This window comes from Exiguobacterium sp. s35, assembly GCF_018617535.1.
In the GTDB taxonomy this organism is placed as follows: Bacteria; Bacillota; Bacilli; order Exiguobacteriales; family Exiguobacteriaceae; genus Exiguobacterium; species Exiguobacterium aestuarii.
On the sequence record NZ_JACSKI010000001.1, the window covers coordinates 494639 to 519666 of the forward strand.

Annotated in this window: 24 protein-coding genes; all 24 read left to right on the top strand. The window is 47.8% G+C overall.

Features of this window, described 5'->3' with window-relative positions; all coding sequences use genetic code 11:
* Window positions 1–7: 7 nt before the first annotated feature.
* The 24 genes from KNO75_RS02555 to KNO75_RS02670 all read left to right on the top strand — a co-directional run bounded on the left by KNO75_RS02555 (window position 8) and on the right by KNO75_RS02670 (window position 24952).
* Window positions 8–2005 carry a chemotaxis protein CheA gene (locus tag KNO75_RS02555; RefSeq protein WP_214819670.1) on the top strand — a complete coding sequence of 666 codons (1998 nt, stop codon included), beginning with the start codon at window positions 8–10 and terminating at the stop codon, window positions 2003–2005.
* Window positions 2006–2017: 12 nt separating this feature from the next.
* Complete coding sequence (locus KNO75_RS02560; protein ID WP_074034681.1) at window positions 2018–2449, top strand: chemotaxis protein CheW; 432 nt, start codon at window positions 2018–2020, stop codon at window positions 2447–2449.
* On the top strand, window positions 2439–3038 hold the full coding sequence (locus KNO75_RS02565; RefSeq protein ID WP_214788766.1) for a chemotaxis protein CheC: 600 nt from the start codon (window positions 2439–2441) through the stop codon (window positions 3036–3038). Before KNO75_RS02560 ends, KNO75_RS02565 begins: the two co-directional genes overlap by 11 nt.
* On the top strand, window positions 3031–3516 hold the full coding sequence (locus tag KNO75_RS02570; RefSeq protein WP_214794060.1) for a chemotaxis protein CheD: 486 nt from the start codon (window positions 3031–3033) through the stop codon (window positions 3514–3516). The genes KNO75_RS02565 and KNO75_RS02570 overlap by 8 nt, the downstream gene beginning before the upstream one ends.
* A 12-nt stretch (window positions 3517–3528) precedes the next feature.
* Window positions 3529–4299, top strand: a complete 771-nt coding sequence (locus KNO75_RS02575) for a FliA/WhiG family RNA polymerase sigma factor (RefSeq protein WP_214788760.1) — start codon at window positions 3529–3531, stop codon at window positions 4297–4299.
* Window positions 4300–4311: 12 nt separating this feature from the next.
* Window positions 4312–4701, top strand: coding sequence for a hypothetical protein (locus tag KNO75_RS02580; RefSeq protein WP_214788757.1), 390 nt, complete (start codon window positions 4312–4314; stop codon window positions 4699–4701).
* 152 nt (window positions 4702–4853) lie between these two features.
* Complete coding sequence (rpsB, locus tag KNO75_RS02585) at window positions 4854–5594, top strand: 30S ribosomal protein S2 (protein WP_015881415.1); 741 nt, start codon at window positions 4854–4856, stop codon at window positions 5592–5594.
* 117 nt (window positions 5595–5711) lie between these two features.
* Window positions 5712–6593: a translation elongation factor Ts gene (tsf, locus tag KNO75_RS02590; protein WP_074034676.1), complete on the top strand. Its 882-nt coding sequence runs from the start codon at window positions 5712–5714 to the stop codon at window positions 6591–6593.
* 110 nt (window positions 6594–6703) lie between these two features.
* Window positions 6704–7429, top strand: a complete 726-nt coding sequence (pyrH, locus tag KNO75_RS02595; protein WP_214740153.1) for a UMP kinase — start codon at window positions 6704–6706, stop codon at window positions 7427–7429.
* A complete protein-coding gene (gene frr / locus KNO75_RS02600; RefSeq protein ID WP_214788751.1) occupies window positions 7426–7986 on the top strand; it encodes a ribosome recycling factor in 561 nt (186 codons plus the stop codon). The genes pyrH and frr overlap by 4 nt, the downstream gene beginning before the upstream one ends.
* An 84-nt stretch (window positions 7987–8070) precedes the next feature.
* The gene (locus KNO75_RS02605) at window positions 8071–8808 is read left to right on the top strand and encodes an undecaprenyl pyrophosphate synthase (protein WP_214788748.1); all 738 of its coding nucleotides are present in this window, start codon (window positions 8071–8073) and stop codon (window positions 8806–8808) included.
* Window position 8809: 1 nt separating this feature from the next.
* On the top strand, window positions 8810–9607 hold the full coding sequence (locus KNO75_RS02610) for a phosphatidate cytidylyltransferase (protein ID WP_214819672.1): 798 nt from the start codon (window positions 8810–8812) through the stop codon (window positions 9605–9607).
* A gap of 14 nt (window positions 9608–9621) precedes the next feature.
* The gene (gene dxr, locus KNO75_RS02615) at window positions 9622–10779 is read left to right on the top strand and encodes a 1-deoxy-D-xylulose-5-phosphate reductoisomerase (RefSeq protein ID WP_214794051.1); all 1158 of its coding nucleotides are present in this window, start codon (window positions 9622–9624) and stop codon (window positions 10777–10779) included.
* Between the two features lie 3 nt (window positions 10780–10782).
* Entirely contained in the window at window positions 10783–12033 is a 1251-nt protein-coding gene (gene rseP, locus KNO75_RS02620) for an RIP metalloprotease RseP (protein ID WP_214788740.1), read from the top strand.
* A gap of 32 nt (window positions 12034–12065) precedes the next feature.
* Entirely contained in the window at window positions 12066–13766 is a 1701-nt protein-coding gene (locus KNO75_RS02625; RefSeq protein ID WP_214819674.1) for a proline--tRNA ligase, read from the top strand.
* A 70-nt stretch (window positions 13767–13836) separates the two neighbouring features.
* Window positions 13837–18129 (top strand): PolC-type DNA polymerase III, encoded by a 4293-nt coding sequence (locus tag KNO75_RS02630; RefSeq protein WP_214819676.1) that lies wholly within the window; start codon window positions 13837–13839, stop codon window positions 18127–18129.
* A gap of 113 nt (window positions 18130–18242) precedes the next feature.
* On the top strand, window positions 18243–18719 hold the full coding sequence (rimP, locus tag KNO75_RS02635; protein WP_214788732.1) for a ribosome maturation factor RimP: 477 nt from the start codon (window positions 18243–18245) through the stop codon (window positions 18717–18719).
* 14 nt (window positions 18720–18733) lie between these two features.
* On the top strand, window positions 18734–19897 hold the full coding sequence (gene nusA, locus KNO75_RS02640) for a transcription termination factor NusA (protein WP_214691843.1): 1164 nt from the start codon (window positions 18734–18736) through the stop codon (window positions 19895–19897).
* Window positions 19894–20169 carry an RNase P modulator RnpM gene (gene rnpM / locus KNO75_RS02645; RefSeq protein ID WP_214788727.1) on the top strand — a complete coding sequence of 92 codons (276 nt, stop codon included), beginning with the start codon at window positions 19894–19896 and terminating at the stop codon, window positions 20167–20169. Before nusA ends, rnpM begins: the two co-directional genes overlap by 4 nt.
* Window positions 20166–20462 (top strand): YlxQ family RNA-binding protein, encoded by a 297-nt coding sequence (locus KNO75_RS02650; RefSeq protein ID WP_214788724.1) that lies wholly within the window; start codon window positions 20166–20168, stop codon window positions 20460–20462. Before rnpM ends, KNO75_RS02650 begins: the two co-directional genes overlap by 4 nt.
* A gap of 21 nt (window positions 20463–20483) precedes the next feature.
* Window positions 20484–22685 carry a translation initiation factor IF-2 gene (gene infB, locus KNO75_RS02655; RefSeq protein ID WP_214788721.1) on the top strand — a complete coding sequence of 734 codons (2202 nt, stop codon included), beginning with the start codon at window positions 20484–20486 and terminating at the stop codon, window positions 22683–22685.
* A gap of 18 nt (window positions 22686–22703) precedes the next feature.
* A complete protein-coding gene (gene rbfA, locus KNO75_RS02660; protein WP_015881430.1) occupies window positions 22704–23051 on the top strand; it encodes a 30S ribosome-binding factor RbfA in 348 nt (115 codons plus the stop codon).
* Window positions 23052–23094: 43 nt separating this feature from the next.
* Entirely contained in the window at window positions 23095–24009 is a 915-nt protein-coding gene (gene truB / locus KNO75_RS02665; RefSeq protein ID WP_251126020.1) for a tRNA pseudouridine(55) synthase TruB, read from the top strand.
* 16 nt (window positions 24010–24025) lie between these two features.
* Window positions 24026–24952, top strand: a complete 927-nt coding sequence (locus KNO75_RS02670) for a bifunctional riboflavin kinase/FAD synthetase (protein WP_214794039.1) — start codon at window positions 24026–24028, stop codon at window positions 24950–24952.
* Window positions 24953–25028 lie beyond the last annotated feature (76 nt).

Here is a 25028-nt window from a genome sequence, read left to right on the forward strand (position 1 = left end):
AAATGAGATGGACGTGAACGAATACTTAGGGTTGTTTTTAGATGAATCCCAAGAACATATCCAATCAATCAACACACAGTTACTTAAGCTAGAACAATCGGGTGGGGCGGATGTCGTTCAAGAGATTTTCCGATCTGCGCATACGTTAAAAGGGATGTCCTCGACGATGGGGTACGAACACGTCGCCAATTTGACGCATGAGATGGAAAGCGCACTCGACCTCGTGCGTGGCGGAAAAAAGGAAAGCAACCAACTGCTGTTGGATACGATGTTCATCGCTATGGAACAGATGGAGGACATGATTGCTGACATTGAGAACGGCGGACGAGGTGCGAACGTGGATGTTTCTGAAACGGTCGCTGCCTTCCAATCGTTCATCGGTGGAAAAGAGGTCGTGGTCACAGAGGTAAAAGAGTCAAATACATTCGAAGTCGACCTTTACACGAATTCGGTCATCGAACAGGCGAAACAGACAGGATTCGAGGCCTATCAAATCACCGTGAAATTATCAGACGCTGTCGTCCTGAAAGCAGCTCGGGCGTATATGGTGTTCGATCGTCTCCAAGAATTGGGCGAAGTCGTACGCACGAACCCGGAGACAGAGGAAATCGAGCAAGAGCAATTCGATTTGTCGTTTGACGTCTTATTCCTATCACAAGAGGCAACGGAAGTCATTGAACATGCCATCGCCCAAGTGTCGGAAGTGGAACGTGTCGAAGTCAATGTGTTCACAGGAACGTCAGAAAGCGAACCAGAAGTCGCAGTGACAGCCGAAGTGGTAGTACCAGAACCAGTGGTACAGAAAGCCTCAGACCAAGAAGAAAAAGAAACAAAAGATACGAAGGAACAAGTGGCTGCACAGGCTCAAGCGAAAACGATTCGCGTCAACTTAGAACGAATCGATCGTCTCATGAACTTGTTCGAGGAATTCATCATCGATCGTGGACGTTTAGAACGACTCGCTGATGAGGTGGGTCAACCAGAATTGAACGAAACCGTTGAAAAAATCAAACGAGGTACGAACGAACTGCAATCTCTCGTGTTGACACTACGGATGATGCCGATTGAGCAAGTGTTCAATCGCTTCCCACGCATGGTTCGCTCGGTCGCAAAAGAAATCCACAAGAAAGTTCAATTGGATATTTCGGGTGCGGAGACAGAACTTGATCGTACGGTCATTGATGAGATTGGAGACCCGCTCGTTCACTTGATTCGTAATGCGATCGATCATGGAATCGAACGCCCTGAAGTTCGCGTGAAAGCAGGCAAACCGGAAAAAGGAATGCTCGCCCTTCGCGCTTATCACGGCGGCAACCGTGTCTTTATCGAGATTGAGGATGACGGTGCGGGGATCAACGTTGACAAAGTTCGTGCAAAAGCATTGGAACGTGGCGTGATTTCAGATGAAGAGGCGACTGTGATGTCTGAGAACGAGTTGGCGATGTTAATCTTCGCTCCAGGCTTCTCGACAGCTGACGTCGTGACGGACCTTTCAGGTCGCGGTGTCGGACTCGATGTCGTGAAAAATAAAATCGAGTCACTCGGTGGTGTCGTTTCGTTAGAGACGGTTGCAGGACAAGGGACGAAATTCCAGGTAAGTCTGCCACTCACCCTCTCGATCATCTCGGCCATGCTCGTACAAGTCGGTGAGGAATCGTATGCGATTCCGTTGTCATCGATTCTCGAGACGACTTTGCTTGATGAAGCGGACATCTTGACGGCGCACCGCGAGCGTGTCTTTGATTTCCGTGGCCAGTTGGTTCCGCTCGTCTATTTAAAAGAAATGTTCGGAATCGAATCGGAGACGAAGTCGCAATTCCCGGTCGTTGTCGTTCGAAAAGGGAACAAACTTGTCGGTGTCGTCGTCAACGATTTGATCGGCCAGCAAGAAATTGTCATGAAACCGCTCGGTACGTATCTTGAAGGGATTCCTGCTATCTCAGGTGCGACCATTCTCGGTGACGGTCGCGTCGCGCTTATCGTAGATAGTAACGATCTCTTTTAAGGAGGAATATAGATGGAACAGAAATGGGTAGTCTTTTCACTTGAAGAAAATACGTACGGAATCGATGTACAATCGGTCCGTTCAATCGAGCGACTTCAGCCGATCACACGCGTCCCGAACGCCCCGTCACACGTGAAAGGGGTCATCAATCTTCGGGGTGTCGTCACACCGGTCATCGACCTTCGTTTGCGCCTCGGTTATGAAGAAATCGAACCGACGGATGAGACGCGTATTTTAATCGCATCATTGAATCAAGGGGATGCGGGCTTCATCGTCGACCGCGCAAACGAAGTGGTTGAAAGTGATGAAGTGCGGATTGAACCGATTCCTGAATCGAGTCGCGACATGATTTCAGCACACTTGACAGCCATCGCTAAAGGAGAAGACAAACTCTTCTCACTTCTCGATGCGAATGCGTTGTTTGAGGAACAGTATGCTGAGTGAGTTTGAGCAAGACTTGTTAAAGGAACTGGGAAATATAGGGTCTGGTCATGCGGCTACCGCGTTATCCGCCATGTTAGCCAAACCGGTGAATATCACGGTCTCCTCGGCTGAGATGGAGCCAATCTCGTATTTGCCTGATCGAGTGGGTGGTCCGGAGCGACATGTCGCTTCGGTGCTACTCGAGTTAGACGGTGAGATACGCGGCATGATTCTCATTTTGTTTGCCGTCGAGGACGCCGAACAGATGGTATCGACACTCATTGGGATGCCATTCTCGTTCCAATCAACTGATGAGCTAGGGATATCGGCTTGGGAAGAAGTCGGGAATATTATGAGCGGTGCTTATGCCCGGGCACTTGGTGACTGGCTACAGACACCAATCATGATTCAAGTGCCGGCAACGGCAATCGATATGGCTGGGTCAATCGTCGAGTTTGTCGTGACATCGGTTCAACCTGAAGAAGATGCCGCATTGTACATCGACACGACATTTATGATTGATCAAAAAGTAAGCGCTGGGCATGTGTTGTTCCTACCGACACATGGTTCGCTCAAACGTATTCAAGAACGGTTGCTCGGCAATGGCTGACGTATTAAAAATCGGCATCGCCGAATGGAAACAAACGACAGCGCCGAATCGCCTCCGTACAGCTGGACTCGGGTCGTGTGTTGGAGTCATTTTATATGACACTCGTCTCCAATTGGCGGCAATGGCGCATGTCATGTTACCCGACTCGACCATTGCTCGGAAGAATCAAACGATTGAAGTAGGAAAATATGCAGACACAGCCATCGACACGCTCGTCCGTTCTCTTAAACGAGAAGGAGCGACGCGGTTACAAGCCAAAATGGCAGGTGGCGCTCAAATGTTTCAATTTAAATATGAGAATGAAGCAATGCGAATCGGAGAACGGAACGCCGAGGCGATTCGCCAAGCATTAAAAGTTCATCGGATTCCGCTCGTGGCCGAAGATTGTGGCGGACATAACGGACGAACGATCGAATTCGATGTAGCGACTTCGATTTTATCGATTCGGACGGTGAGCGTAGGCACGAAAGAACTATAAGGGGGGATCGACATGACGACTCATCTTACACAGTTGTGGGATCGCTGGAATACGGACCGTGATATGGATACAGCAAACGAACTACTAGCACATTACGAGTTTCTCATCCACTACCACGTACAACGGATGATCGTGACGCTTCCAAAAAGCGTCGAACGCGACGAATTGAAAAGTTTGGGTTACATGGGATTGTACGATGCCCTTATGAAATATGATCCAGAGCATAACAATAAATTTGATACGTACGCTGCCTTTCGGATTCGGGGAGCCATCATCGATGGGTTGCGAAAAGTAGATTGGTTGCCTCGTTCGGTTCGGGAGAAAGTAAAAAAAATCGACCACGTGGCAGAACAGCTTGAACAATCGTTACATCGCGCCCCGACGAAGCATGAGCTAGCAGTCGCCTGTGACCTTCCTGTTTCTGAAATTGAACGGACGATGGCAGAAGGGTATTTTGCCAATATGCTGTCGATTGATGAGGCTGTGACGTTACAAGAAGAAGGCAAAGTGATGTCTGTCACGTATTTCGACCCAGACTCTGAAAAACCGGAAGATACCCTACTGCAACAAGAGTTAATTGATGTGCTCGCGACAGAAGTCGACCATTTGTCCGAAAAAGAGCGGCTCGTCGTATCGCTATTCTATTTTGATGAACTGACATTGACCGAAATCGGTGAAGTGCTCGAACTGTCCACCTCTCGCATTTCTCAAATCCATTCAAAGGCGTTGAAGACGTTAAAGCAGGCACTCGGACGGTCGTATTTAGAAGAAAAGACATCGTAAGGAGATGAACAAGTGTATATTGTATATGTGATCACGGCTTGTTTGGTTGCTTACGGTTTTTTATTCGGGTACCGTCAAGTCCAGGCGTTACAAGAACGGGTTGAGCGACTCGAACGAGAGAAACAGGAGACGGAGACGTTGCTTCTCTCGTTCATGGAGTCGATGAACGATCTTGTCACGAAAGAACCCGTAGAGCGTAAAGCGGACGTTCATCAGGAGGATGTGTCCGTACCTGTTGAAACAAAAGCGGATGTCGTGTCAAACGACTTAGATGAAGACAAGTCAAAACCGTCAATTGACGTAGATGATGTGTTATTGCGGCACTCGGTCCGAGATGCTGCCCGCATTCTTGGAAAAGGGGAAGGTGAACTCGCGCTATATGCGAAACTTCGCAAAAAGTGAGAGTTGCCGGATTTCGTGACATATGCTATAGTAGTTCTCGGTGTTAAACACATCACACACGTCTCGGGATGGTATTCCTCGGTGCCGAAAGGTCGGAATACAACAATGAACGAGGCGGAGGACTTTTTTAAACCACAAGGAGGAAATTTATCATGGCAGTAATTTCAATGAAGCAATTGCTTGAAGCTGGTGTACACTTCGGTCACCAAACACGCCGTTGGAACCCAAAAATGGCGAAATACATCTTCACAGAGCGTAACGGGATCTACATCATCGACCTTCAAAAAACGGTCAAAAAAGTAGACGAAGCTTACAACTTTGTTCGTGAACTCGCGGCAGAAGGCGGAAACGTCCTCTTCGTAGGTACGAAAAAACAAGCTCAAGATACAATCAAAGAAGAAGCAATCCGTTCTGGTATGTTCTTCATTAACGAACGTTGGTTGGGTGGAACACTCACTAACTTCTCAACAATCAAAAAGCGTATTAACCGCTTGAAGCAACTCGAAAAAATGGAAGAAGACGGCACGTTCGAAGTACTTCCTAAGAAAGAAGTCATCATCTTGAAAAAAGAAATGACTCGTCTTGAGAAGTTCCTCGGCGGAATCAAGGATATGCCTGGAGTGCCTGACGCCCTCTTCATCGTTGACCCACGTAAAGAGCGTATCGCAATCGCGGAAGCTCACAAATTGAACATCCCAATCGTTGCGATTGTCGACACAAACTGTGACCCAGATGAAATCGACTACGTCATCCCAGCGAACGACGATGCAATTCGTGCAGTTAAATTGCTCACTTCGAAAATGGCTGATGCTATTATCGAAGCGAAGCAAGGTGAAGAAGAAGTTGCTGAAGAAGCTGTAGCGACAGAAGCTGAAGCTACAGAAGCTGAGTAATCAGTGAGACAATAGGTGATAAAGGGAAAGCCTTTTATCACCTTTTTTTAGGACAAGTATTCAAAAAGCCTCGTGCTTTTTCTTAAAATTCGTTAGTTTTACAAGGAGGAATTTCCGATGGCAGTTACAGCAGCAATGGTAAAAGAACTTCGTGAAAAAACAGGAGCAGGAATGCTCGATTGCAAAAAAGCACTCGTTGAAACAGACGGTGACATGCAAGCAGCAATCGACTTCCTTCGCGAAAAAGGAATCGCTAAAGCAGCAGCAAAAGGTGATCGTATCGCCGCTGAAGGTTTGACAGCAGTAGCAGTTGAAGGCAACAAAGCTGTGCTCGTCGAAATCAACTCAGAAACAGACTTCGTTGCGAAGAACGAGAAGTTCCAAACACTCGTAAACAACGTAGCGAAAGCAGTACTCGCTTCAGGCGCAACAACTGCAGAAGCAGCACTCGCAGCTGACTACGAAGCAGGCAAAACGCTTGAAACGTATATCCAAGAAGAAGCTTCTACAATCGGAGAGAAAATTTCACTCCGCCGTGTAGCTGTTCTTGAAAAAGCTGACGATGCTGTATTCGGTACGTACCTCCACATGGGTGGTCGCATCGGTTCTGTCGTTGTAATCGACGGCACATCTGACGAAACAGTTGCAAAAGACGTAGCGATGCACGTTGCAGCAGCACGTCCACTTTACGCGACACGCGACGAAGTATCAGCTGAAGAAATCGACCGTGAGAAGAAAGTCTTGACTGAGCAAGCTCTTAACGAAGGCAAGCCTGCTAACATCGTTGAGAAAATGATTGCTGGTCGCATGAACAAGTACTTCGAGGAAATCTGCCTCGTAGACCAAACGTTCGTAAAAGACGGCGACTTCAAAGTTGGGAAGTACGTAGAATCTAAAGGCGGGAAAGTCAACTCGTTCGTACGCTTCGAAGTAGGAGAAGGTATGGAGAAACGTGAAGAGAACTTTGCTGAAGAAGTTATGAACCAACTTAAAAAATAATCTGCGTCATCGCATATGATGCAACCAAAATTGGGAACACGTCTGTATAACCTTGAGTTAGTTCGTTAAGGGAGCGTGTTCCCTTTTTTCAAGCAAGAGGAGGCAAAGTTATGGAACCGAAATATAAACGAATTGTGTTAAAATTGAGTGGAGAAGCGCTCGCTGGAGATCAAGGTTATGGGATTGACCCTAACATTGTAAACTCAATCTCAAATCAGATTAAAGAATTGATCGAGATGGGTGTAGAAGTGGCCGTTGTTGTAGGTGCCGGAAACATTTGGCGTGGAAAGACGGGTAGTGAACTTGGAATGGATCGGGCAAACGCAGACTATATGGGAATGCTCGCGACCGTCTTAAATTCACTTGCTCTTCAAGATAGCCTTGAAACGTACGGTGTCCAAACGCGCGTCCAGACATCAATTGAAATGCGACAAGTTGCTGAACCATACATTCGTCGCCGTGCGATGCGTCATCTTGAAAAAGGTCGCGTCGTCATCTTTGCAGCAGGGACAGGGAACCCATACTTCTCAACGGATACGACAGCTGCACTTCGCGCTGCTGAAATCGAAGCCGATGTTATTTTAATGGGTAAAAACAATGTCGACGGCGTCTATTCTGCCGATCCAAAATTGGATGCCACTGCAGTGAAATATGATACGTTGTCTTACCTTGATGTCCTAAAAGACGGACTTCAAGTCATGGACTCAACGGCAACCTCGCTCTGTATGGACAATCACATTCCATTGATTGTATTCTCATTGCTTGAAGAAGGTAACATTAAACGTGTCGTACTCGGAGAACATATCGGGACGGTAGTAGGAGGAGTCAATTCATGAGTGTCAAAGAAGTATTGAAAACAGCTGAAGAAAAAATGGAAAAAGCGCACACATCACTTAAACGTGATTTTGGTACGCTTCGCACTGGCCGCGCCAGCGCATCGATTTTGGATCCTGTTCAAGTTGATTACTATGGCGTTCCGACACCACTTAATCAAGTGGCAAACATCAATACACCGGAAGCGCGTTTGCTCTTGATTCAACCGTGGGATAAATCAATGGTTTCAGAAGTGGAAAAAGCGATTCAAAAGGCAGACCTTGGATTGTCTCCATCTTCTGACGGAACAGTCATCCGTTTGGCGATTCCTGCTTTGACGGAAGAGCGTCGTAAAGAATTGGTTAAAATCACGAAGAAATATGCGGAAGAAGCGAAAGTCGCTGTTCGTAACGTTCGCCGTGACGCAAACGAAAACTTGAAAAAACTCGAGAAAGATGGCGAGTTAACAGAAGACGATCTCCGCGGATATGCAGATGACGTTCAAACGTTGACGGATTCGTATATCAAGAAGATTGATGAATCTGCAGCAACGAAAGAAAAAGAAATCATGGAAGTGTAATCACGGAAGTGGTATACCAAAAAGCTGTGTGGGGACCCTTTTTCTGAGAGGGTCCTTCTTTCATACAATCAGGAGGATAACAGAATGTTTAAATGGGTGAATCCTAAAACAAAAGTCGAGGCGGAGTTAAGTGTTCCTGAGCACGTAGCCATCATCATGGATGGAAATGGACGTTGGGCCAAAAAACGTGGTCTCCCTCGCATCATGGGTCACCGAGAAGGGATGAAGTCAATCCGCGAAGCCGTTCGGACAGCGCAAGAACTCGGGATTCAATCACTGACGCTTTACGCGTTCTCAACGGAAAACTGGACTCGTCCGGAAGAGGAAGTCTCGTTTTTAATGAAATTGCCAAAGCAGTTTTTAGAGACCGATTTGAAAGAGCTTCATGAACAAAACGTTCAGGTGCTTGTCGCTGGTGATACGACAAAACTACCTCGCGAGACGCGTGAGGCTGTCGATCAGGCGAGAGAACGCACCGCTACAAACACGGGATTGAAACTCGTCTTCGCGCTCAACTATGGTGGTCGGGATGAACTCGTCCAAGCGATGCGTAGCATTGCCGAAGATGTACAATCTGGTATGCTTATACCAGACGCTGTGGATGACCAGTTAATCGGTGAACGACTCATGACCCACGTTCAAGATGTGGACCTCATCATTCGCACAAGCGGTGAACAACGACTTTCAAACTTTTTATTGTGGCAAAGCGCATATGCTGAACTCCATTTCACGGAAGTATTGTGGCCGGAATTTAAGCGTGAGCATTTTGTAGAAGCGATTGAATCTTACAACGCGCGCACGCGTCGTTTTGGTGGGGTGTAACATGAAGACACGAATTATTACAGGACTTTGGGCAGGAGCAATCTTTATTACCGTGATCGCGCTCGGTGGTAACGCCTTTGTTTCATTAATGGGGATTCTCGCTCTCATTGGCTTGAGCGAGTTTACGTTGATGCGAAAACACAAGCTGCTGGCATTCCCATTTTTAGTGACATCACTTCTTGTCGCCTTTCCTTTCGTTTTATTATTGCTGGAGACACAAATCGTTACAGATGAAATGCCATTCACAATCGAACAGTGGCTCGTGCTAGGCCTAGTTTTATTACTGTTTTGGACGGTTGTCACAAAAAATCGATTCACCTATGAAGATGCCGGGTTCTACTTCGTATCCGCTGTCTACTTGGTCGTCGGTTTCTCGAGCTTCGCACTAGTACGACTGTCTGAAGACGGTTTATCAAAAGTGTTGCTCATCTTGTTTATGATTTGGGCGACAGATTCAGGGGCTTATTTCACGGGGAAGGCGTTCGGGAAAGCAAAACTTTGGCCATCCATCAGTCCGAATAAGACGATTGAAGGAGCAATTGGTGGGATCGTATCTGCCGTTGTCCTCGGGGTCATTTTCGTGTGGATCGATCCGATTCTACCGATATTGGAAGTCATCATTTTAGCCATCGTCGTAGCCGTCGTCGGACAGCTCGGTGATTTGGTGCAATCCGCGTATAAACGCCAGTTCGGAGTTAAAGACTCTGGTCATCTATTACCTGGTCACGGAGGAATCTTAGATCGATTTGATAGTATGATTGCGGTCTTTACTGTTATTTGGGTGTTTAATCTGCTATGAGAAGGAGTGTCGAGATGAAGCGAATTAGCTTAATTGGGGCGACAGGTTCGATTGGCGTGCAGACATGTGACGTCATCGAACAGCACCCCGATCTGTTTGAACTTGAGGCGTATGCATTCGGCACGAACGTCGATGTCGCCACGGAATGGATTAATCGACTTAGACCTAAATATGTGTCGGCGACAAGTATCGAGGTACTCGAACAACTGAAACCACGCCTTACATATGAACCTTTATACTTCATTGGTCCTGAAGGGCTCAAAGAGTGCGCGACTGCAGAACGAGCTGATATCGTCGTGACGGCGGTAGTGGGAGCGGTTGGCCTCGAGCCGACGCTTGCTGCCATTCAAGCAGGGAAAGATATTGCGCTCGCCAACAAAGAAACACTCGTTACAGCAGGACATCTCGTCAAAGCTGCTGTGAAAGAACATGGGGTTAAACTTTTACCGGTCGATAGCGAGCATTCTGCCATCTACCAATGTTTGAATGGAGAACGTAGAGAAGATGTTTCAAAAATCATTTTAACGGCGTCTGGCGGAAGTTTCCGTGATCGTTCACGAGAAGAATTAGCTGACGTGACGGTTGAAGATGCATTGAATCATCCGAACTGGTCGATGGGGGCGAAGATTACGATCGACTCCGCGACGATGTTCAATAAAGGTCTTGAGGTGATCGAGGCACACTGGCTGTTCGATATCGACTATAATGATATTGAAGTCATCTTGCATCGTGAATCGATCATCCATTCGATGGTTGAATTTAAAGATGCGGCTGTGATGGCACAGCTTGGAAACCCGGATATGCGGGGCCCGATTCTTTATGCGCTCTCAGAACCGAAGCGGCTTGAAATTGAGGGGAATAAGCGGTTAAACTTGAAAGAAATCGGAAAGCTACATTTTCAAGAGGCAGATTTCAATCGTTACCCGGCTCTCCGGTTAGCGTTTGAAGCAGGAAGAATTGGCGGTTCCATGCCAACCGTCCTGAATGCGGCCAATGAGATGGCAGTGGACTTGTTCTTGAACGGTCACATCACGTTCTTAGAAATTGAACGACTCGTTGAAGAAGCAATGGCTCAACATGAAGTGATTGCCGAACCGACGCTATCGCAAATTCTAGAAGTCGACCGAGCAGTACGTCAACAGATTCAGCAAGGAATTGAAGGTGGGGAATAAATCATGACGACTTTTATCGCCATCGTTCTGATGTTTGGAGTTCTCATTTCGGTACACGAATGGGGACACCTCGTCATGGCGAAACGGGCAGGCATTCTCTGTCACGAGTTTGCAATCGGATTCGGTCCAAAAATTGTTTCATTCCGTAAAAATGAAACGCTCTATACCATTCGTCTCTTACCAATCGGTGGCTATGTCAAAATGGCCGGGGAAGATTTTGAGCCGATTGAAGTACGTGCAGGTCAACATGTCGGACTTCGTTTAACCGAACAAGGCACTGTCGATCGTGTCTATTTTCAGCCGGACACCGCTACGGATGTTCAAGTTGTCGGTACCGTTGATAAATTTGACGCGACACATGAGTTGAAAGTACAGCTCCTCATCGATGAGGAGGTACGTGTCTATTCGTTAGAACGGGATACACTTCTTGTCGACCAAGGGATGGAAATTCAAATCGCACCGTATGACCGCACGTTCGGTGCCCAATCGGTATGGAAGCGTGTCTTGGCGATTGCAGCCGGTCCAGCGATGAACTTCGTCTTGGCGTTTATCTTGCTCATCATCGTCGGTCTCGTTCAAGGAACGCCGACGAACGATGGTCAAATCGGTACCGTTCAACCTGATTCGGCCGCCGATGAGGCTGGTTTGATGAGTGGGGATGAAATCGTATCGATTGAAGGGGAACCAATCACAGATTGGCTCGACTTACGTACCGCATTAGCGGATCGTGCTGACACACCAACAGACGTCACATACGTCCGTGATGGTGAGGAAGCGACGGTCACAGTCACACCACAGGCGGTTGAACAAAACGGCGAAACTGTCGGGATTCTTGGTGTCACGAACGCGTTGGAACGTTCACCAGTTAAAGCTGTGACGACAGGTGCCGAGACGACGTGGACGATGTCCACGCTCATCTTCTCAGCCGTCGGTGATTTGGTGACGGGTCAAGTCGGTGTCGATCAATTGGCAGGACCTGTCGGAATCGTACGTATGACAGATGAAGTGGCAGCGAGCGGTTTGATCATGCTGTTGAACTGGACAGCACTTCTTTCCGTCAACCTAGCTATCTTCAACTTGCTCCCGCTTCCTGCATTAGATGGAGGACGATTGATTTTCCTCCTATTCGAAGCGGTGCGCGGGCGTCCAATCGATCCGAAAAAAGAAGGATTCGTTCACTTTATCGGGTTCGCATTATTGATGATTTTAATGTTGATTGTCACCTGGAACGACATTCAATCATTCTTCAAATAAGCTGTTTGTAGAGAAGGGAAACGTTGAACTGTATGAAACAATCTAGATTGCTCATGCCTACCTTGAGAGAAGTACCGGCTGACGCGGAAGCCGTCAGTCATCAACTTCTCGTCCGTGGAGGATTCATTCGTCAAAATGCGGCTGGAATCTATTCCTATCTTCCACTCGGACATCGCGTGTTACACAACATTCAAACGATCATCCGTGAAGAGATGAATCGTGCCGGTGCGCAAGAATTATTGATGCCTGCCATCCAACCGGCAGAACTTTGGGAAGAGACAGGACGTTGGGGCATCTATGGTCCGGAGTTGATGCGATTGACTGACCGTCATGACCGCCGCTTCGCCCTCGGTGCGACGCATGAAGAATTAATCACGTCCATCGTACGAGACGAACTGAACTCGTATAAAAAACTCCCAATGAACCTGTATCAGATTCAAACGAAGTATCGTGATGAACGTCGTCCGCGCTTCGGTTTACTTCGCGGACGTGAGTTCTTGATGAAAGATGCATACTCATTCCACGCGACGCAAGAAGATTTAGATGAAGAGTATACAAACATGTATAACGCGTACTCACGTATCTTTGATCGTACCGGTCTCAAATATCGTCCGGTCGTCGCAGACTCAGGTGCAATCGGCGGGAAAGACACGCATGAATTCCAAGCGCTTGCTGATATCGGGGAAGACACGATTGTCTATACAGATTCGTCGAACTATGCAGCAAACATTGAAATGGCAGAAACACTCGATTGTTATGAGATGCAACAAGCTGACGTACGTCCACTCGAAAAAGTGGACACGGAAGAAAATCGTACGATTGAAGACGTAGCGAAATTCCTGAACGTCGATCCGAAGACGACGATTAAATCTGTCCTATTCAATGTTGATGGAGAGACAGTGATGGCAATCGTCCGTGGCGACCATGAAGCAAATGAAGTCAAAGTGAAAAACGCACTCGGTGGACTCGATATTCAACTTGAAGACGAAGCGAAAATTGTTGAGCTATTCAATTGTGCGCCAGGTACGCTTGGACCAATCCATGCGCCGGTTAAAGTCGTTGCCGACTATGCGGTCAAGTATCTTGTAGATGCGGTTTGTGGAGCGAATGAAGCAAACACGCACTTCACAGGTGTGAATGCCGAACGTGACCTCGCAGAGATGACGTATCATGATTTACGTTTTGTCGTGGAAGGCGACTTGGCACCTGACGAATCGGGTCCAGTCCGTTTCGCACGCGGAATTGAAGTCGGACAAGTCTTCAAACTCGGGACACGTTATTCAGAAGCAATGGGGGCGACATTCCTGAACGAAGAAGGTCGCGCTGAACCACTCATCATGGGTTGCTACGGAATCGGTGTGTCACGGACGCTCTCAGCAATCGTGGAGCAACATCATGACGACCGTGGAATCATCTGGCCACGAAACGTGGCGCCGTTCGATCTTCATTTGATTGCCATTAACGCAAAAGACGAGACGCAAGTTGAACTTGCAAACCGTCTTTATGAAGAACTCGGTCAAACGTACGATGTCTTGTTCGATGACCGAAAAGAGCGCGCGGGCGTCAAATTCGCCGATGCGGACTTGATTGGCCTTCCGATTCGCGTCAACGTCGGAAAGAAAGCTGGCGAAGGAATCGTTGAAGTAAAAGTTCGAGCAACAGGTGAAGTGATTGAAACGTCAATCGATGAATTGAACGAAGTCATCACTTCAAAATTTAGCGAAGTTCATTAATGGATGAAGGTGACAGCGTAAGCGGTCACCTTCATTTGTCGAATTGGCATAAAGGGGGAAAGACGGACCCGTGGAAGCAAATCAAAAAATGCAATTATTGTTGAGTGATCTTGGCATCACGACAGAGACAGACCTATTCGACCAAGCAGAGCTCTCACGACTCGTCGTCAATAAAAAACGACGAACGTGGACGTTTTATTTTACATTTCCAACAGTCTTACCGTACAACGTACATCAATTGTTCATGAGTCGGTTAGAAAATCGTTACGCGACGTTCGCAGATGAAGTGTATGCTCGGTTCACGACAGCAAAAGGTGGAAGTGAGCAGGACTATATCGATTACTGGCCACGCATCGTCAGTGAATTGAGCCAAGTGTCCGGTGCGATGCGAAGCTACTTCGGATCGGTGTCACCACGATTTGAACAAAACAAACTGTTGATTCCGGTGCGGTCCGGACCTGAGGCAAGCTATGTGGACAAAGAACTCTGTCAAGAGGTCCAAGCGCTCTATAGCGCTTATGGCTTCACGAAAAAACCGTGTCAGGCACATTTCTCTGAAGATGCGGAGGCTAGTCAAGCTTTACGTGAACAAGTCGTTCAAGAGGACATCGAGCAGGCGAAGATGGCGCTTGCGGCACAGTTCGCCAAAGCGACGGAATCAAACGATGAACCAATCACAGAAATTCGAATGGGTGCACTCATCAAAGATGAAATCGTCCCAATCAAGACGATTGTTGAAGAAGAACGTCGCGTCGCGATTCGTGGTCTCGTCTTCTCTGCGGAGCGGAAGGAATTGAAGAGTGGGAAAAAGCTATTCACCTTCAAAATGACGGACTATACGGATTCGCTCATCGTGAAAGTATTCGCGCGCGATGATGATGACGACCGGATGCTCAGTGCCGTCAAAAAGGGCATGTGGATTCAAACCGCAGGACGGGTCGAGGATGATTCGTTCATGCGTGAACTATGCATGATGGCGTCACAACTCCAAGAAGTAAAAGTCGAGCCGCCTCGAGATGAGTGGGAAGGTGAGAAGCGGGTCGAACTCCATACCCATACGCAGATGAGTCAAATGGACGCGGTTACGAACGTGTCCGCGCTCGTTGCACGTGCTGCGAAGTGGGGGCACCGTGCGATTGCCATCACTGACCACGCTGGTGTCCAAGCGTTCCCGGAAGCGTATTATGCCGGGAAGAAAAATGACATCAAAGTGCTATACGGAGTCGAGGCAAACGTCGTCAACGATGGCGTCCCTGTCGCCTATCATGCGAGTGATGTGTCGTTAGACGATGCGACATACGTTGTCTTTGACGTCGAGACGACCGGACTTTCTGCCGTCTACAATAAAATCATCGAGCTTGCCGGTGTCAAAATCAAGGACGGGGAAATCATCGATCGCTTCGAGGCGTTCGCTGACCCGAAACACGCGTTGTCGGCGACGACGATCGAATTGACTGGAATCACGGATGATATGGTTCAAGGACAGCCTGACCCGGAAGTCATCACGAAACAGTTCGTCGAATGGTGTGGTGACAGTATTCTCGTCGCCCATAACGCATCATTCGATATGGGCTTCCTCGAGGCGACACTCCGGAGCGGAGGACATGAACCGGATGATTACCCGGTCATTGATACACTCGAACTAGCTCGTACGTTGATGCCGACACTGAAAAATCACCGATTGAATACACTCGCAAAGCGATTCGATATCGAATTGACCCAACATCACCGTGCGATTTATGACGCCGAGGCGACAGCCTATTTGTTGATGAAGCTACTCGACCTCGCCAAACAGATGTTTGAGATGACGACGCACCGTTCGTTGAACGCAAAAGTTGGGAGTGACGTGTCGAAAATTCGTCCGTTCCATGCGACGATTTATGCGAAAAACAAAAAACCGGGGCTTCGTCACCTATACGAACTCATCTCACTCTCCCATATCGATTATTTATATCGAATGGCACGCATGCCACGTTCAGAACTCGTGAAACGTCGTGAGGGACTATTGATTGGTTCAGCTTGTGACAATGGTGAGATCTTTGACGCTGCTTTGAACAAGTCGGATGATGAACTCGAGAAGATGATGTCATTTTACGACTTTATCGAAATCCATCCACCTGCGCTTTATCACCATTTGATTGATAAAGAGATTGTCGCAAACGAGATGGAGCTCCGAGAAATCATTAAGCGAATCATTCGCGTCGCCGAGAAGGCCGAGTTACCGGTATGTGCAACGGGAAATGTGCACTATTTGGACCGGTCTGACCGGTCGTATCGTGAGATTTTGATTCGTACCCAAGGTGGAGCGAACTTTATTAATACACGTAAAGAGTTGCCACACGCCCATTTTCGGACGACGAAAGAAATGATGGAAGAGTTCAAGTTTTTAGGTGAAGACTTGGCACGTGAAATCGTCATCACGAACCCGAACGCGATCGCCGATCAAATCGAATCGATTCAAATCATCCCGGATGACTTGTATACGCCTAAGATTGAAGGGGCGGATGATGAAGTTCGGAATATGAGCTACGACATGGCTCGTTCGATTTATGGTGACGAGTTGCCTGAAATCGTTGAAGCACGTCTAGAAAAAGAATTGAAGTCGATTATCGGTCACGGATTCGCGGTCATTTACTTGATTTCACATAAACTCGTTAAAAAGTCGTTGGATGACGGTTACTTGGTCGGTTCGCGTGGGTCGGTCGGGTCTAGTCTCGTCGCCACGATGACGGAAATCACTGAAGTTAACCCGTTGCCACCACACTATGTTTGTCCAAACTGTCAGCATTCACACTTCTTCAACGACGGTTCGGTCGGTTCGGGATATGACTTACCGGATAAAGAATGTCCGGAATGTGGTACGTGGTACAAAAAAGATGGACATGATATTCCGTTCGAAACGTTCCTTGGATTCAAAGGAGACAAAGTACCGGATATCGATTTGAACTTCTCGGGTGAATACCAACCGCATGCCCACGCCTATACAAAAGTATTGTTCGGCGAAGAGTATGTGTATCGTGCTGGAACAATTGGAACAATCGCGGATAAGACGGCGTACGGATATGTGAAAGGTTATGCGACCGAGAACGACAAGATTTACCGAAACGCAGAAGTCGATCGGCTCGTTTCTGGAGTCACTGGCGTGAAACGGACGACGGGGCAGCACCCGGGTGGGATTATCGTCGTCCCGGACTACATGGACATCGCGGATATCTCGCCGATTCAGTATCCGGCGGATGACAACTCGTCAGAATGGAAGACGACACACTTTGACTTCCATTCGATCCATGACAACTTGTTAAAGCTCGATATTCTCGGACACGATGACCCGACCGTCATCCGGATGTTACAAGACTTGTCAGGGATTGATCCGAAGACGATTCCTACAGATGATCCGACGGTTATGAAAATCTTCTCGTCTCCAGAAGTACTCGGGGTGACGCCAGAACAGATTGAGTCGAAGACCGGTACACTCGGGATTCCTGAGTTCGGGACGAAGTTTGTTCGTCAGATGTTAGAAGAGACGAAACCGTCCACCTTCTCAGAACTTGTTCAAATTTCAGGTCTGTCTCACGGGACGGACGTTTGGCTCGGGAATGCGAACGAATTGATTTATAACGGAACATGCGAACTGAAAGATGTCATCGGTTGTCGTGATGACATCATGGTTTATCTGATCTATGCAGGACTCGAACCATCCTTCGCTTTCAAAATCATGGAGTCCGTCCGTAAAGGGAAAGGTCTCACGGATGAGATGGAGTCGGAGATGCGGGAGAACGATGTGCCGGAATGGTATATCTCATCTTGTAAGAAAATCAAATACATGTTCCCGAAAGCGCACGCGACGGCGTACGTCTTGATGGCCGTCCGAATCGCATATTTCAAAGTGCATCATCCAATCCTATACTATGCGACGTACTTCACTGTTCGCGCTGGAGACTTTGACTTGTCTGCGATGATCAAAGGTCCTCAAGCCGTCCGCAAAGCGATGTCGGATATCCGTGAGAAAGGGTTCGATGCAACCGCGAAAGATAAAGGGTTGCACACGGTACTCGAACTTGCGCTCGAGATGCTTGAGCGGGGCATGAAGTTCCAAAATATCGACTTGTATCGTTCGAGCGCGACTGAGTTCTTGATTGAGGACAATACGTTGATTCCTCCTTTCAATGCGGTCGATGGACTCGGGACGAATGCGGCAAAAGCCATTGTCGAGGCGAGAGAAGAAGGACAGTTCCTCTCGAAAGAAGATTTGCGTAAACGAGCAAAGCTGTCGAAAACGGTCATTGAGACACTTGATACGATGAAATGTCTTGAAGGCTTGCCTGATGAGAACCAACTCTCATTCTTTGATTTTGGGGTGTAAGTTGCGATTTGTCGGGAAAATATGATATATTGGTATCGAACAAAGTTGGATACTACGACGGAAAGGAGTAGGGAACCCTACTCCTTTCTTGTATGTAAAAGCCAGAAGGAGGGATGAGAGTGTCCAAAATAACAGAAGTCGTTGAATCGATTGCGTTGCCAATCGTCGAACGAGAAAACATGGAATTGGTCGATGTGGAATTCGTAAAAGAGGGTCCAGACTATTTCTTGCGCGTTTATATCGATAAACCAGGGGGCGTCGATTTAGACGATTGCGTCAATATCAATGAACAACTCTCGGAAAAACTGAACGAAACCGATCCGATTGAACAGGCTTATTATCTTGATGTCTCGAGTCCTGGTGCGGAGCGTCCGCTGAAAAAGCCGAGCGATTTCGAACGTGCAGTAGGCAAAAACGTCTACATGAAAACGTTCGCTCCGATCGATGGTGCCAAAGAGTTTGAAGGAATTTTGACGGCATATGATGGGGAAACGGTCGTGATCGAGACACGCATCAAGACAAGAAAAAAAGCGGTATCGCTACCGGTAGACAAAATTGCACAAGCCCGCTTAGCGGTCACGTTTAGTTAAGGAGAGGGAAGAAGATGGGTCCACAATTACTCACTACAATCGATCAGATTGCCAAAGAAAAAGGAATTGATAAAAATATAATTATCGACGCTCTCGAACAAGCGCTCATTTCTGCTTATCGTCGAAACGTCGCAAACCCGAACGAGCATGTGAAAGTCGAGTTCGACCAGGTGACAGGAGATATCCGTGTCTACGCACTTTTAGAAGTTGTAGAACGTCTCACACAACCAGACCAACAGCTCTCGCTTGAAGAAGCACATGAAATCGACCCGAACTATGAGCTCGGTGATTTCCATAAAGAAGAAGTCACACCAAGTGATTTCGGACGTGTTGCGGCGATGACTGCGAAACAAGTCGTCACACAGAAAATGCGTGAAGCTGAACGCGAACGAATCTACAACCACTTCGCTGACAAAGAAGATGAAATCATGACAGGGATTGTTGAGCGTTTTGACCCGCGCAACTTGTATATCGGTCTTGAGAATAACATCGAAGCGGTCCTTACTCCGAACGAACAAATGCCGAACGAATCGTATCAGATTCATGACCGTATCAAAGTATACGTGACAAAAGTCGATTCGACGACAAAAGGTTCTGGTGCTGCGATTCAAGTATCGCGTACGCACCCGGGACTTTTACGCCGTCTCTTCGAACTTGAAGTACCAGAGATTTCAAACGGTACAGTCGATGTCATGTCTGTGTCACGTGAAGCAGGAGACCGTTCGAAGATTGCCGTACACTCGGATATCGTTGACCCGGTCGGCGCATGTGTCGGACCGAAGGGACAACGCGTCCAAACAATCGTCGACGAATTGAACGGGGAAAAGATTGATATCGTTCGTTGGTCTGAAGACCCGAAAGAGTTCGTTCGAAACGCACTTAGCCCGGCGCAAGTCGTTGCCGTTTATGTCAATGAGCCTGCAAAATCGACAACGGTTGTCGTACCTGACTATCAATTGTCACTCGCAATCGGAAAACGTGGTCAAAACGCGCGTCTCGCTGCGAAGTTGACTGGTTGGAAAATCGACATTAAGAGCGAGACAGATGCGGAAGCGCTCGATTTGTTCGATACGTTCGCTGAAAAAGTTGAATCAGAGCCAGAAATTGTTCAAAATGAAGTTGAACAAGACTTATCAGATGCTTCAGTTGAAACAGCTGTGGTGAAAGAAGAGGAATGACCATGAAGCAAAAGAAACTTCCTTTGCGCAAGTGTGTGGTCACACAAGAAATGCTCCCGAAGAAAGAATTGATTCGTGTCGTTCGAACGCCTGAAGGTGACGTAGTCATCGATCAGACCGGTAAAGTGAACGGTCGCGGTGCCTACTTATCAAAAGATCTCGATGTCGTTCGTCAAGCAGAGAAAAAACGGACGCTCGATCATCATTTGAAAGTAAAAACGAGCGATACCTTGTATGAACAGTTGAAAGCTGTCGCAGGTGACGAATCATGAGTAAGTGGGAATCATTGTTAGGCCTTGCCGCTCGAGCAAGGAAAGTAACGATGGGAGAAGAGTTTGTATTAAAGGATGTGCGAGCGGGTCGTGCCAAGCTCGTCATTCTAGCCGGAGATGCAGGTGACTCGACGAAAAAACGAGTCACCGACAAATGTGCATCTTATCAAGTGCCGTTGATTGAAGTGAGTGATCGCTATACAATCGGGGCCGCGCTTGGGAAAGATATGCGTGTCGTCGTATCGGTGACAGAATCCGGATTTGCGAACAAGCTTAAGCAACTTCTCTCTTAACTATTAACGGAGGTGGATGCTTTGGGAAAACGCGTCTATGAATTTGCAAAAGAACAGAATGTAACGAGTAAACAAGTCATTACTCAATTAGAAAAATTGAACAAACCGGTGAAAAACCATATGGCCGTTCTCGATGATGAGACAGTCAAGCAGTTGGACCGCGTGTTCAATCCAGAAAAATATCGTGCCGAGAAGCAAGCGGAAGCGAAAGCTACTTCAACTTCGAACGAACCGAAACAAGAGAAAAAAGAACAAGCACGTCCGCAAGCGGCACAACAAAACCGTGGCGGTCAAAACAATCGCGGTGGTCAAAATCGTAACGACAACCGTAACAACGACCCACGTAATAAAAAACGTGGAAAAGGGAAAGGTAAAGGCAAGCCGGTAAAAGCGGCAGTGCCACAAGAAGCCGATCCAAACTCGAAGACAAGTCAGCGTAAAGCGGCTCGTCTCGCACAAGAAGCAGAGATGGGGAACGTCATCAAGTATGACGACGTGCTCAGTGTCTCTGACCTTGCAGAAAAAATGAACAAAAAGCCGAACGAGATCATCATGAAGTTGATGGGTCTTGGCGTAATGGCGACAATTAACCAGACGCTTGACGACGAAACGATCGAATTGCTCGCTTCTGAGTTTGGCTTTGAAGTAGAAAAAGAAGTCGTCGTGGACGAAACAGACTTCGAAACAGTTGAGATTGACTTCTCACAATATGATCTTGAAGAGCGCCCAGCGGTCGTCACAATCATGGGTCACGTCGACCACGGTAAAACGACACTTCTTGACTCGATTCGTAACACGAAAGTCGTCGCAGGTGAAGCAGGTGGGATCACGCAACATATCGGTGCGTACCAAGTCTCTGTAAACGATAAGAAAATCACATTCCTCGATACGCCAGGTCACGCGGCGTTCACAACGATGCGTGCACGTGGTGCGGAAGTGACAGATATCGCCATCATCGTCGTTGCGGCTGACGATGGCGTCATGCCACAAACGGAGGAAGCGATTTCGCACGCGAAAGCAGCGAACGTTCCGATCATCGTTGCGGTCAACAAAATGGACAAAGAAGGGGCAAACCCTGATCGTGTCAAACAAGAATTGACGGAGTTCGGTCTCATTCCTGAAGAGTGGGGCGGCGAAACGATCTTCGTTCCGATTTCTGCCATCAAAGGTGAAGGAATCGATGAGTTGCTCGAGATGATTCTTCTCGTATCTGAAGTCGAAGAATATAAGTCGACGCCAGACATGCCAGCTCGTGGATCAGTCATCGAAGCGAAGCTCGACAAAGGTCGCGGACCTGTCGCAACACTTCTCGTTCAACACGGTACGCTTCGTATCGGTGACCCAATCGTCGTCGGTAGCACGTTCGGTCGCGTCCGTGCGATGGTTAACGACATCGGTCGTCGTGTGAAACAAGTCGGTCCATCGACACCGATCGAAATCACAGGTTTGAACGATGTGCCACAAGCCGGTGACCAGTTCATCGTCTTCGAAGATGAGAAGAAAGCACGTGCCATCGGGGAAAAACGTTACCAACGTTACCTCGAATCACAACGCCGTGAATCAGCGAAAGTCAGCCTTGACGACTTGTTCAGCCGGATTCAAGAAGGTGAAGTGAAAGACTTGAACGTCATCATCAAAGCAGACGTACAAGGTTCAGCTGAAGCATTGGCTGGTTCACTTCGCAAGATTGATGTAGAAGGCGTTAAAGTCAATATTGTTCACCAAGGTGTCGGTGCAATCACAGAAGGTGACGTCATCCTCGCATCAGCGGCGAACGCTGTCATCATCGGTTTCAACGTTCGTCCTGACGGTAACGCCCGTTCAATGGCGGAACAAGAAAATGTTGAAATGCGTCTCCACCGCATCATCTACAACGCGATCGAAGAAATCGAGAGCGCGATGAAAGGGATGCTTGACCCTGAGTTCGTCGAAGAAATCACAGGTCAAGTCGAAGTCCGTGATGTCTTCAAAGTATCGAAAGTCGGTACGATTGCAGGTTGTTATGTGACTGAAGGTAAGATCACACGTGACGCTGGTGTCCGTGTCATTCGTAACGGAATCGTCGTATATGAAGGCAAGCTCGATACGCTTCGCCGCTTCAAAGATGACGTGAAGGAAGTTGCGACTGGATATGAGTGTGGAATTAAAGTAGAGAAATTTGATGACATTAAAGTAGAAGATGTCATTGAAGCGTTCGTCATGAAAGAAGTCGAACGTAAATAATGTGAGGAGGGATCACGTATGAAAATTCGTGCCCAACGTGTTGCCGAGCAAATGCGTAAAGAGATTACAGACGTCTTGTTACGGGAAGTGAGTGACCCACGCACAAAAAACGCTACAATCACGAGTGTTGACGTGACAGGGGACTTACAACAAGCAACGGTCTATTATACGGTGCTCGGTGATGAGGAAGATGTGAAAGCAGAAACGCAAGCAGGTCTCGACAAAGCGAAAGGATTTATCCGTCGCGAAATCGGGAACCGCATCCGTCTTCGTAAAACACCAGAAATCTCGTTTGAATACGATTCATCGGTCGCATATGGTAGCCATATCGATTCATTGATTCGTGATTTGAACAAAGATCAATAACTTGAAAGGGGAGACATCGTTCTCCCTTTTTTTGTATGGAGGGATGAAATTGGAACCGAACGGAGTGCTTGTACTCGATAAGGACCGTGGCATGACGAGTCATGACTGTGTGTTCAAATTACGAAAATTGTTTCAAACGAAAAAAGTCGGTCACACGGGTACGCTTGACCCGGAAGTGACAGGTGTGTTGCCAATCTGCTTAGGACGCGCAACGAAATTATCTCGTTTTATAACTGACGAAGGTAAGCGTTACGTGGCCGAGGTGACGATTGGCACCGCTACGATGACGGAGGATGCGCATAGTGAGGTCGTGGAGCAAAAGGACGTCGCACCGAATGGGTTGGATGAAGCTCAGATTGATGAAGCGATGCGTCAATTAATTGGGACGATTGAACAAATCCCACCGTATTATTCGGCTGTCAAAGTAAATGGGAAGAAATTGTACGAGTATGCCCGAAAAGGACAGACTGTAGAACGCCCACGTCGGATGGTAGAGATTCACCGTCTAGAACGGACGAGTGGATTGACGTTTGAAGAAGGAGTATGTCGTTTCCGAATGGAGATCGATTGCGGAAAAGGGACGTATATTCGTACACTTGCCGTTCAAATCGGGGAGAAGCTGGGTTACCCTGCCCATATGAGCGAACTCAGACGGACGAGTTCTGGGTCATTCGAGGAGGCACATGCCGTATCGCTTGAAACGCTACAGGCACTCGAGACTGTCGAAGAACGAATGGCGCATGTCATCCCGCTCGAGGATGTCATCAAACGTTGGCCTGCCATCACGATCCCAAAGAATCGGGAACGCTATATTCGCAATGGTGGGAAGTTGAACGGCGTTTCGCTCGAATTTGAGTTATTTACTGTCTATAATGAAGAAGGAATCCCTCTTGCTTTATATCGAAGACAAGATGGAACGACAGACGCTACAGTCGAGGTCATGCTGGCCATCGACTAAGGGGGAAATTGACAGTATGGAAACAAGACATCTCACCTATCCTGAAACACCTGACCTGTATCCATCGGTCATGGTGCTTGGTTTTTTTGATGGTGTTCATAAAGGACATCAAGCCGTAATCAATCATGCCAAACGCGTGGCAGCGGAACATAACCTTCCGGTGACGGTCGTTACGTTCGACCCACACCCGAAACAAGTGCTTTCGAACAAACCGGACGCGGTCCGTTATATCACACCTTTATCTCGGAAATTGAAGCGAATCGAAGCGCTCGGTGTCGAGCGGTGTCTCGTCTTGACGTTTACGAAAGAGTTGGCTGGATTATCCCCTCAACAGTTTGTCGACGATTATTTAATTGCTGCGGGAGCCGTACATGTGACGGCAGGATTTGATTACTCGTACGGCAAGTTTGGCGAAGGGACGATGGAAACACTTCCATACCATTCGCGTGATCAGTTCACGACGTCCGTCGTTACGGAACAGACGATGGATGGAGAGAAGGTATCCTCGACTCGGATTCGTAAACTATTGGCTGAAGGTCACGTTGACGCAGCACATGAGTTACTCGGTGCCCCATATGTCATCTGCGGTGAAGTGATTCACGGAGATGCGAGAGGGCGAACGATCGGATTTCCGACTGCGAACGTGTTGATGGACGCCTCTTATGTCATGCCACGACTCGGGGTGTATGCGACACGCGTCACGCTCCCAGACGGCCGGACGTTCAAGGCGATGACAAACGTCGGACGTCGCCCGACTTTTTATGAGACGGGAGCAGTCTCTGTTGAGAGTCATCTCTTTGACTTTTCGGAGGATTTGTACGGGCAAGTGATTGAGATTGAGTGGATTCAATATATCCGCAACGAGCGAGCGTTCGATGGGTTGGATGCATTGGTCGCTCAACTAAAACAAGATGAGGTGTCGGCACGCTCAATCCTATCTTGACTTTCGGTTGCGGTTACGCTATCCTTGTCAAGTACGCAAAGTACACCGTTTCGCTTGGCTGGTCGATTCACCAACG

Excerpts from the sequence above, each read along its gene's own strand:
- frr (WP_214788751.1), top strand. The coding sequence starts at position 7,426 with ATGAGTGTCAAAGAAGTATTGAAAACAGCTGAAGAAAAAATGGAAAAA.
- KNO75_RS02610 (WP_214819672.1), top strand. The coding sequence starts at position 8,810 with ATGAAGACACGAATTATTACAGGACTTTGGGCAGGAGCAATCTTTATT.
- rimP (WP_214788732.1), top strand. The coding sequence starts at position 18,243 with ATGAGAGTGTCCAAAATAACAGAAGTCGTTGAATCGATTGCGTTGCCA.
- KNO75_RS02565 (WP_214788766.1), top strand. The coding sequence starts at position 2,439 with ATGCTGAGTGAGTTTGAGCAAGACTTGTTAAAGGAACTGGGAAATATA.
- nusA (WP_214691843.1), top strand. The coding sequence starts at position 18,734 with ATGGGTCCACAATTACTCACTACAATCGATCAGATTGCCAAAGAAAAA.
- KNO75_RS02625 (WP_214819674.1), top strand. The coding sequence starts at position 12,066 with ATGAAACAATCTAGATTGCTCATGCCTACCTTGAGAGAAGTACCGGCT.
- rseP (WP_214788740.1), top strand. The coding sequence starts at position 10,783 with ATGACGACTTTTATCGCCATCGTTCTGATGTTTGGAGTTCTCATTTCG.
- KNO75_RS02555 (WP_214819670.1), top strand. The coding sequence starts at position 8 with ATGGACGTGAACGAATACTTAGGGTTGTTTTTAGATGAATCCCAAGAA.
- tsf (WP_074034676.1), top strand. The coding sequence starts at position 5,712 with ATGGCAGTTACAGCAGCAATGGTAAAAGAACTTCGTGAAAAAACAGGA.
- dxr (WP_214794051.1), top strand. The coding sequence starts at position 9,622 with ATGAAGCGAATTAGCTTAATTGGGGCGACAGGTTCGATTGGCGTGCAG.
- truB (WP_251126020.1), top strand. The coding sequence starts at position 23,095 with ATGAAATTGGAACCGAACGGAGTGCTTGTACTCGATAAGGACCGTGGC.
- rpsB (WP_015881415.1), top strand. The coding sequence starts at position 4,854 with ATGGCAGTAATTTCAATGAAGCAATTGCTTGAAGCTGGTGTACACTTC.
- rnpM (WP_214788727.1), top strand. The coding sequence starts at position 19,894 with ATGACCATGAAGCAAAAGAAACTTCCTTTGCGCAAGTGTGTGGTCACA.
- KNO75_RS02570 (WP_214794060.1), top strand. The coding sequence starts at position 3,031 with ATGGCTGACGTATTAAAAATCGGCATCGCCGAATGGAAACAAACGACA.
- rbfA (WP_015881430.1), top strand. The coding sequence starts at position 22,704 with ATGAAAATTCGTGCCCAACGTGTTGCCGAGCAAATGCGTAAAGAGATT.
- KNO75_RS02670 (WP_214794039.1), top strand. The coding sequence starts at position 24,026 with ATGGAAACAAGACATCTCACCTATCCTGAAACACCTGACCTGTATCCA.
- KNO75_RS02575 (WP_214788760.1), top strand. The coding sequence starts at position 3,529 with ATGACGACTCATCTTACACAGTTGTGGGATCGCTGGAATACGGACCGT.
- pyrH (WP_214740153.1), top strand. The coding sequence starts at position 6,704 with ATGGAACCGAAATATAAACGAATTGTGTTAAAATTGAGTGGAGAAGCG.
- KNO75_RS02650 (WP_214788724.1), top strand. The coding sequence starts at position 20,166 with ATGAGTAAGTGGGAATCATTGTTAGGCCTTGCCGCTCGAGCAAGGAAA.
- KNO75_RS02560 (WP_074034681.1), top strand. The coding sequence starts at position 2,018 with ATGGAACAGAAATGGGTAGTCTTTTCACTTGAAGAAAATACGTACGGA.
- KNO75_RS02605 (WP_214788748.1), top strand. The coding sequence starts at position 8,071 with ATGTTTAAATGGGTGAATCCTAAAACAAAAGTCGAGGCGGAGTTAAGT.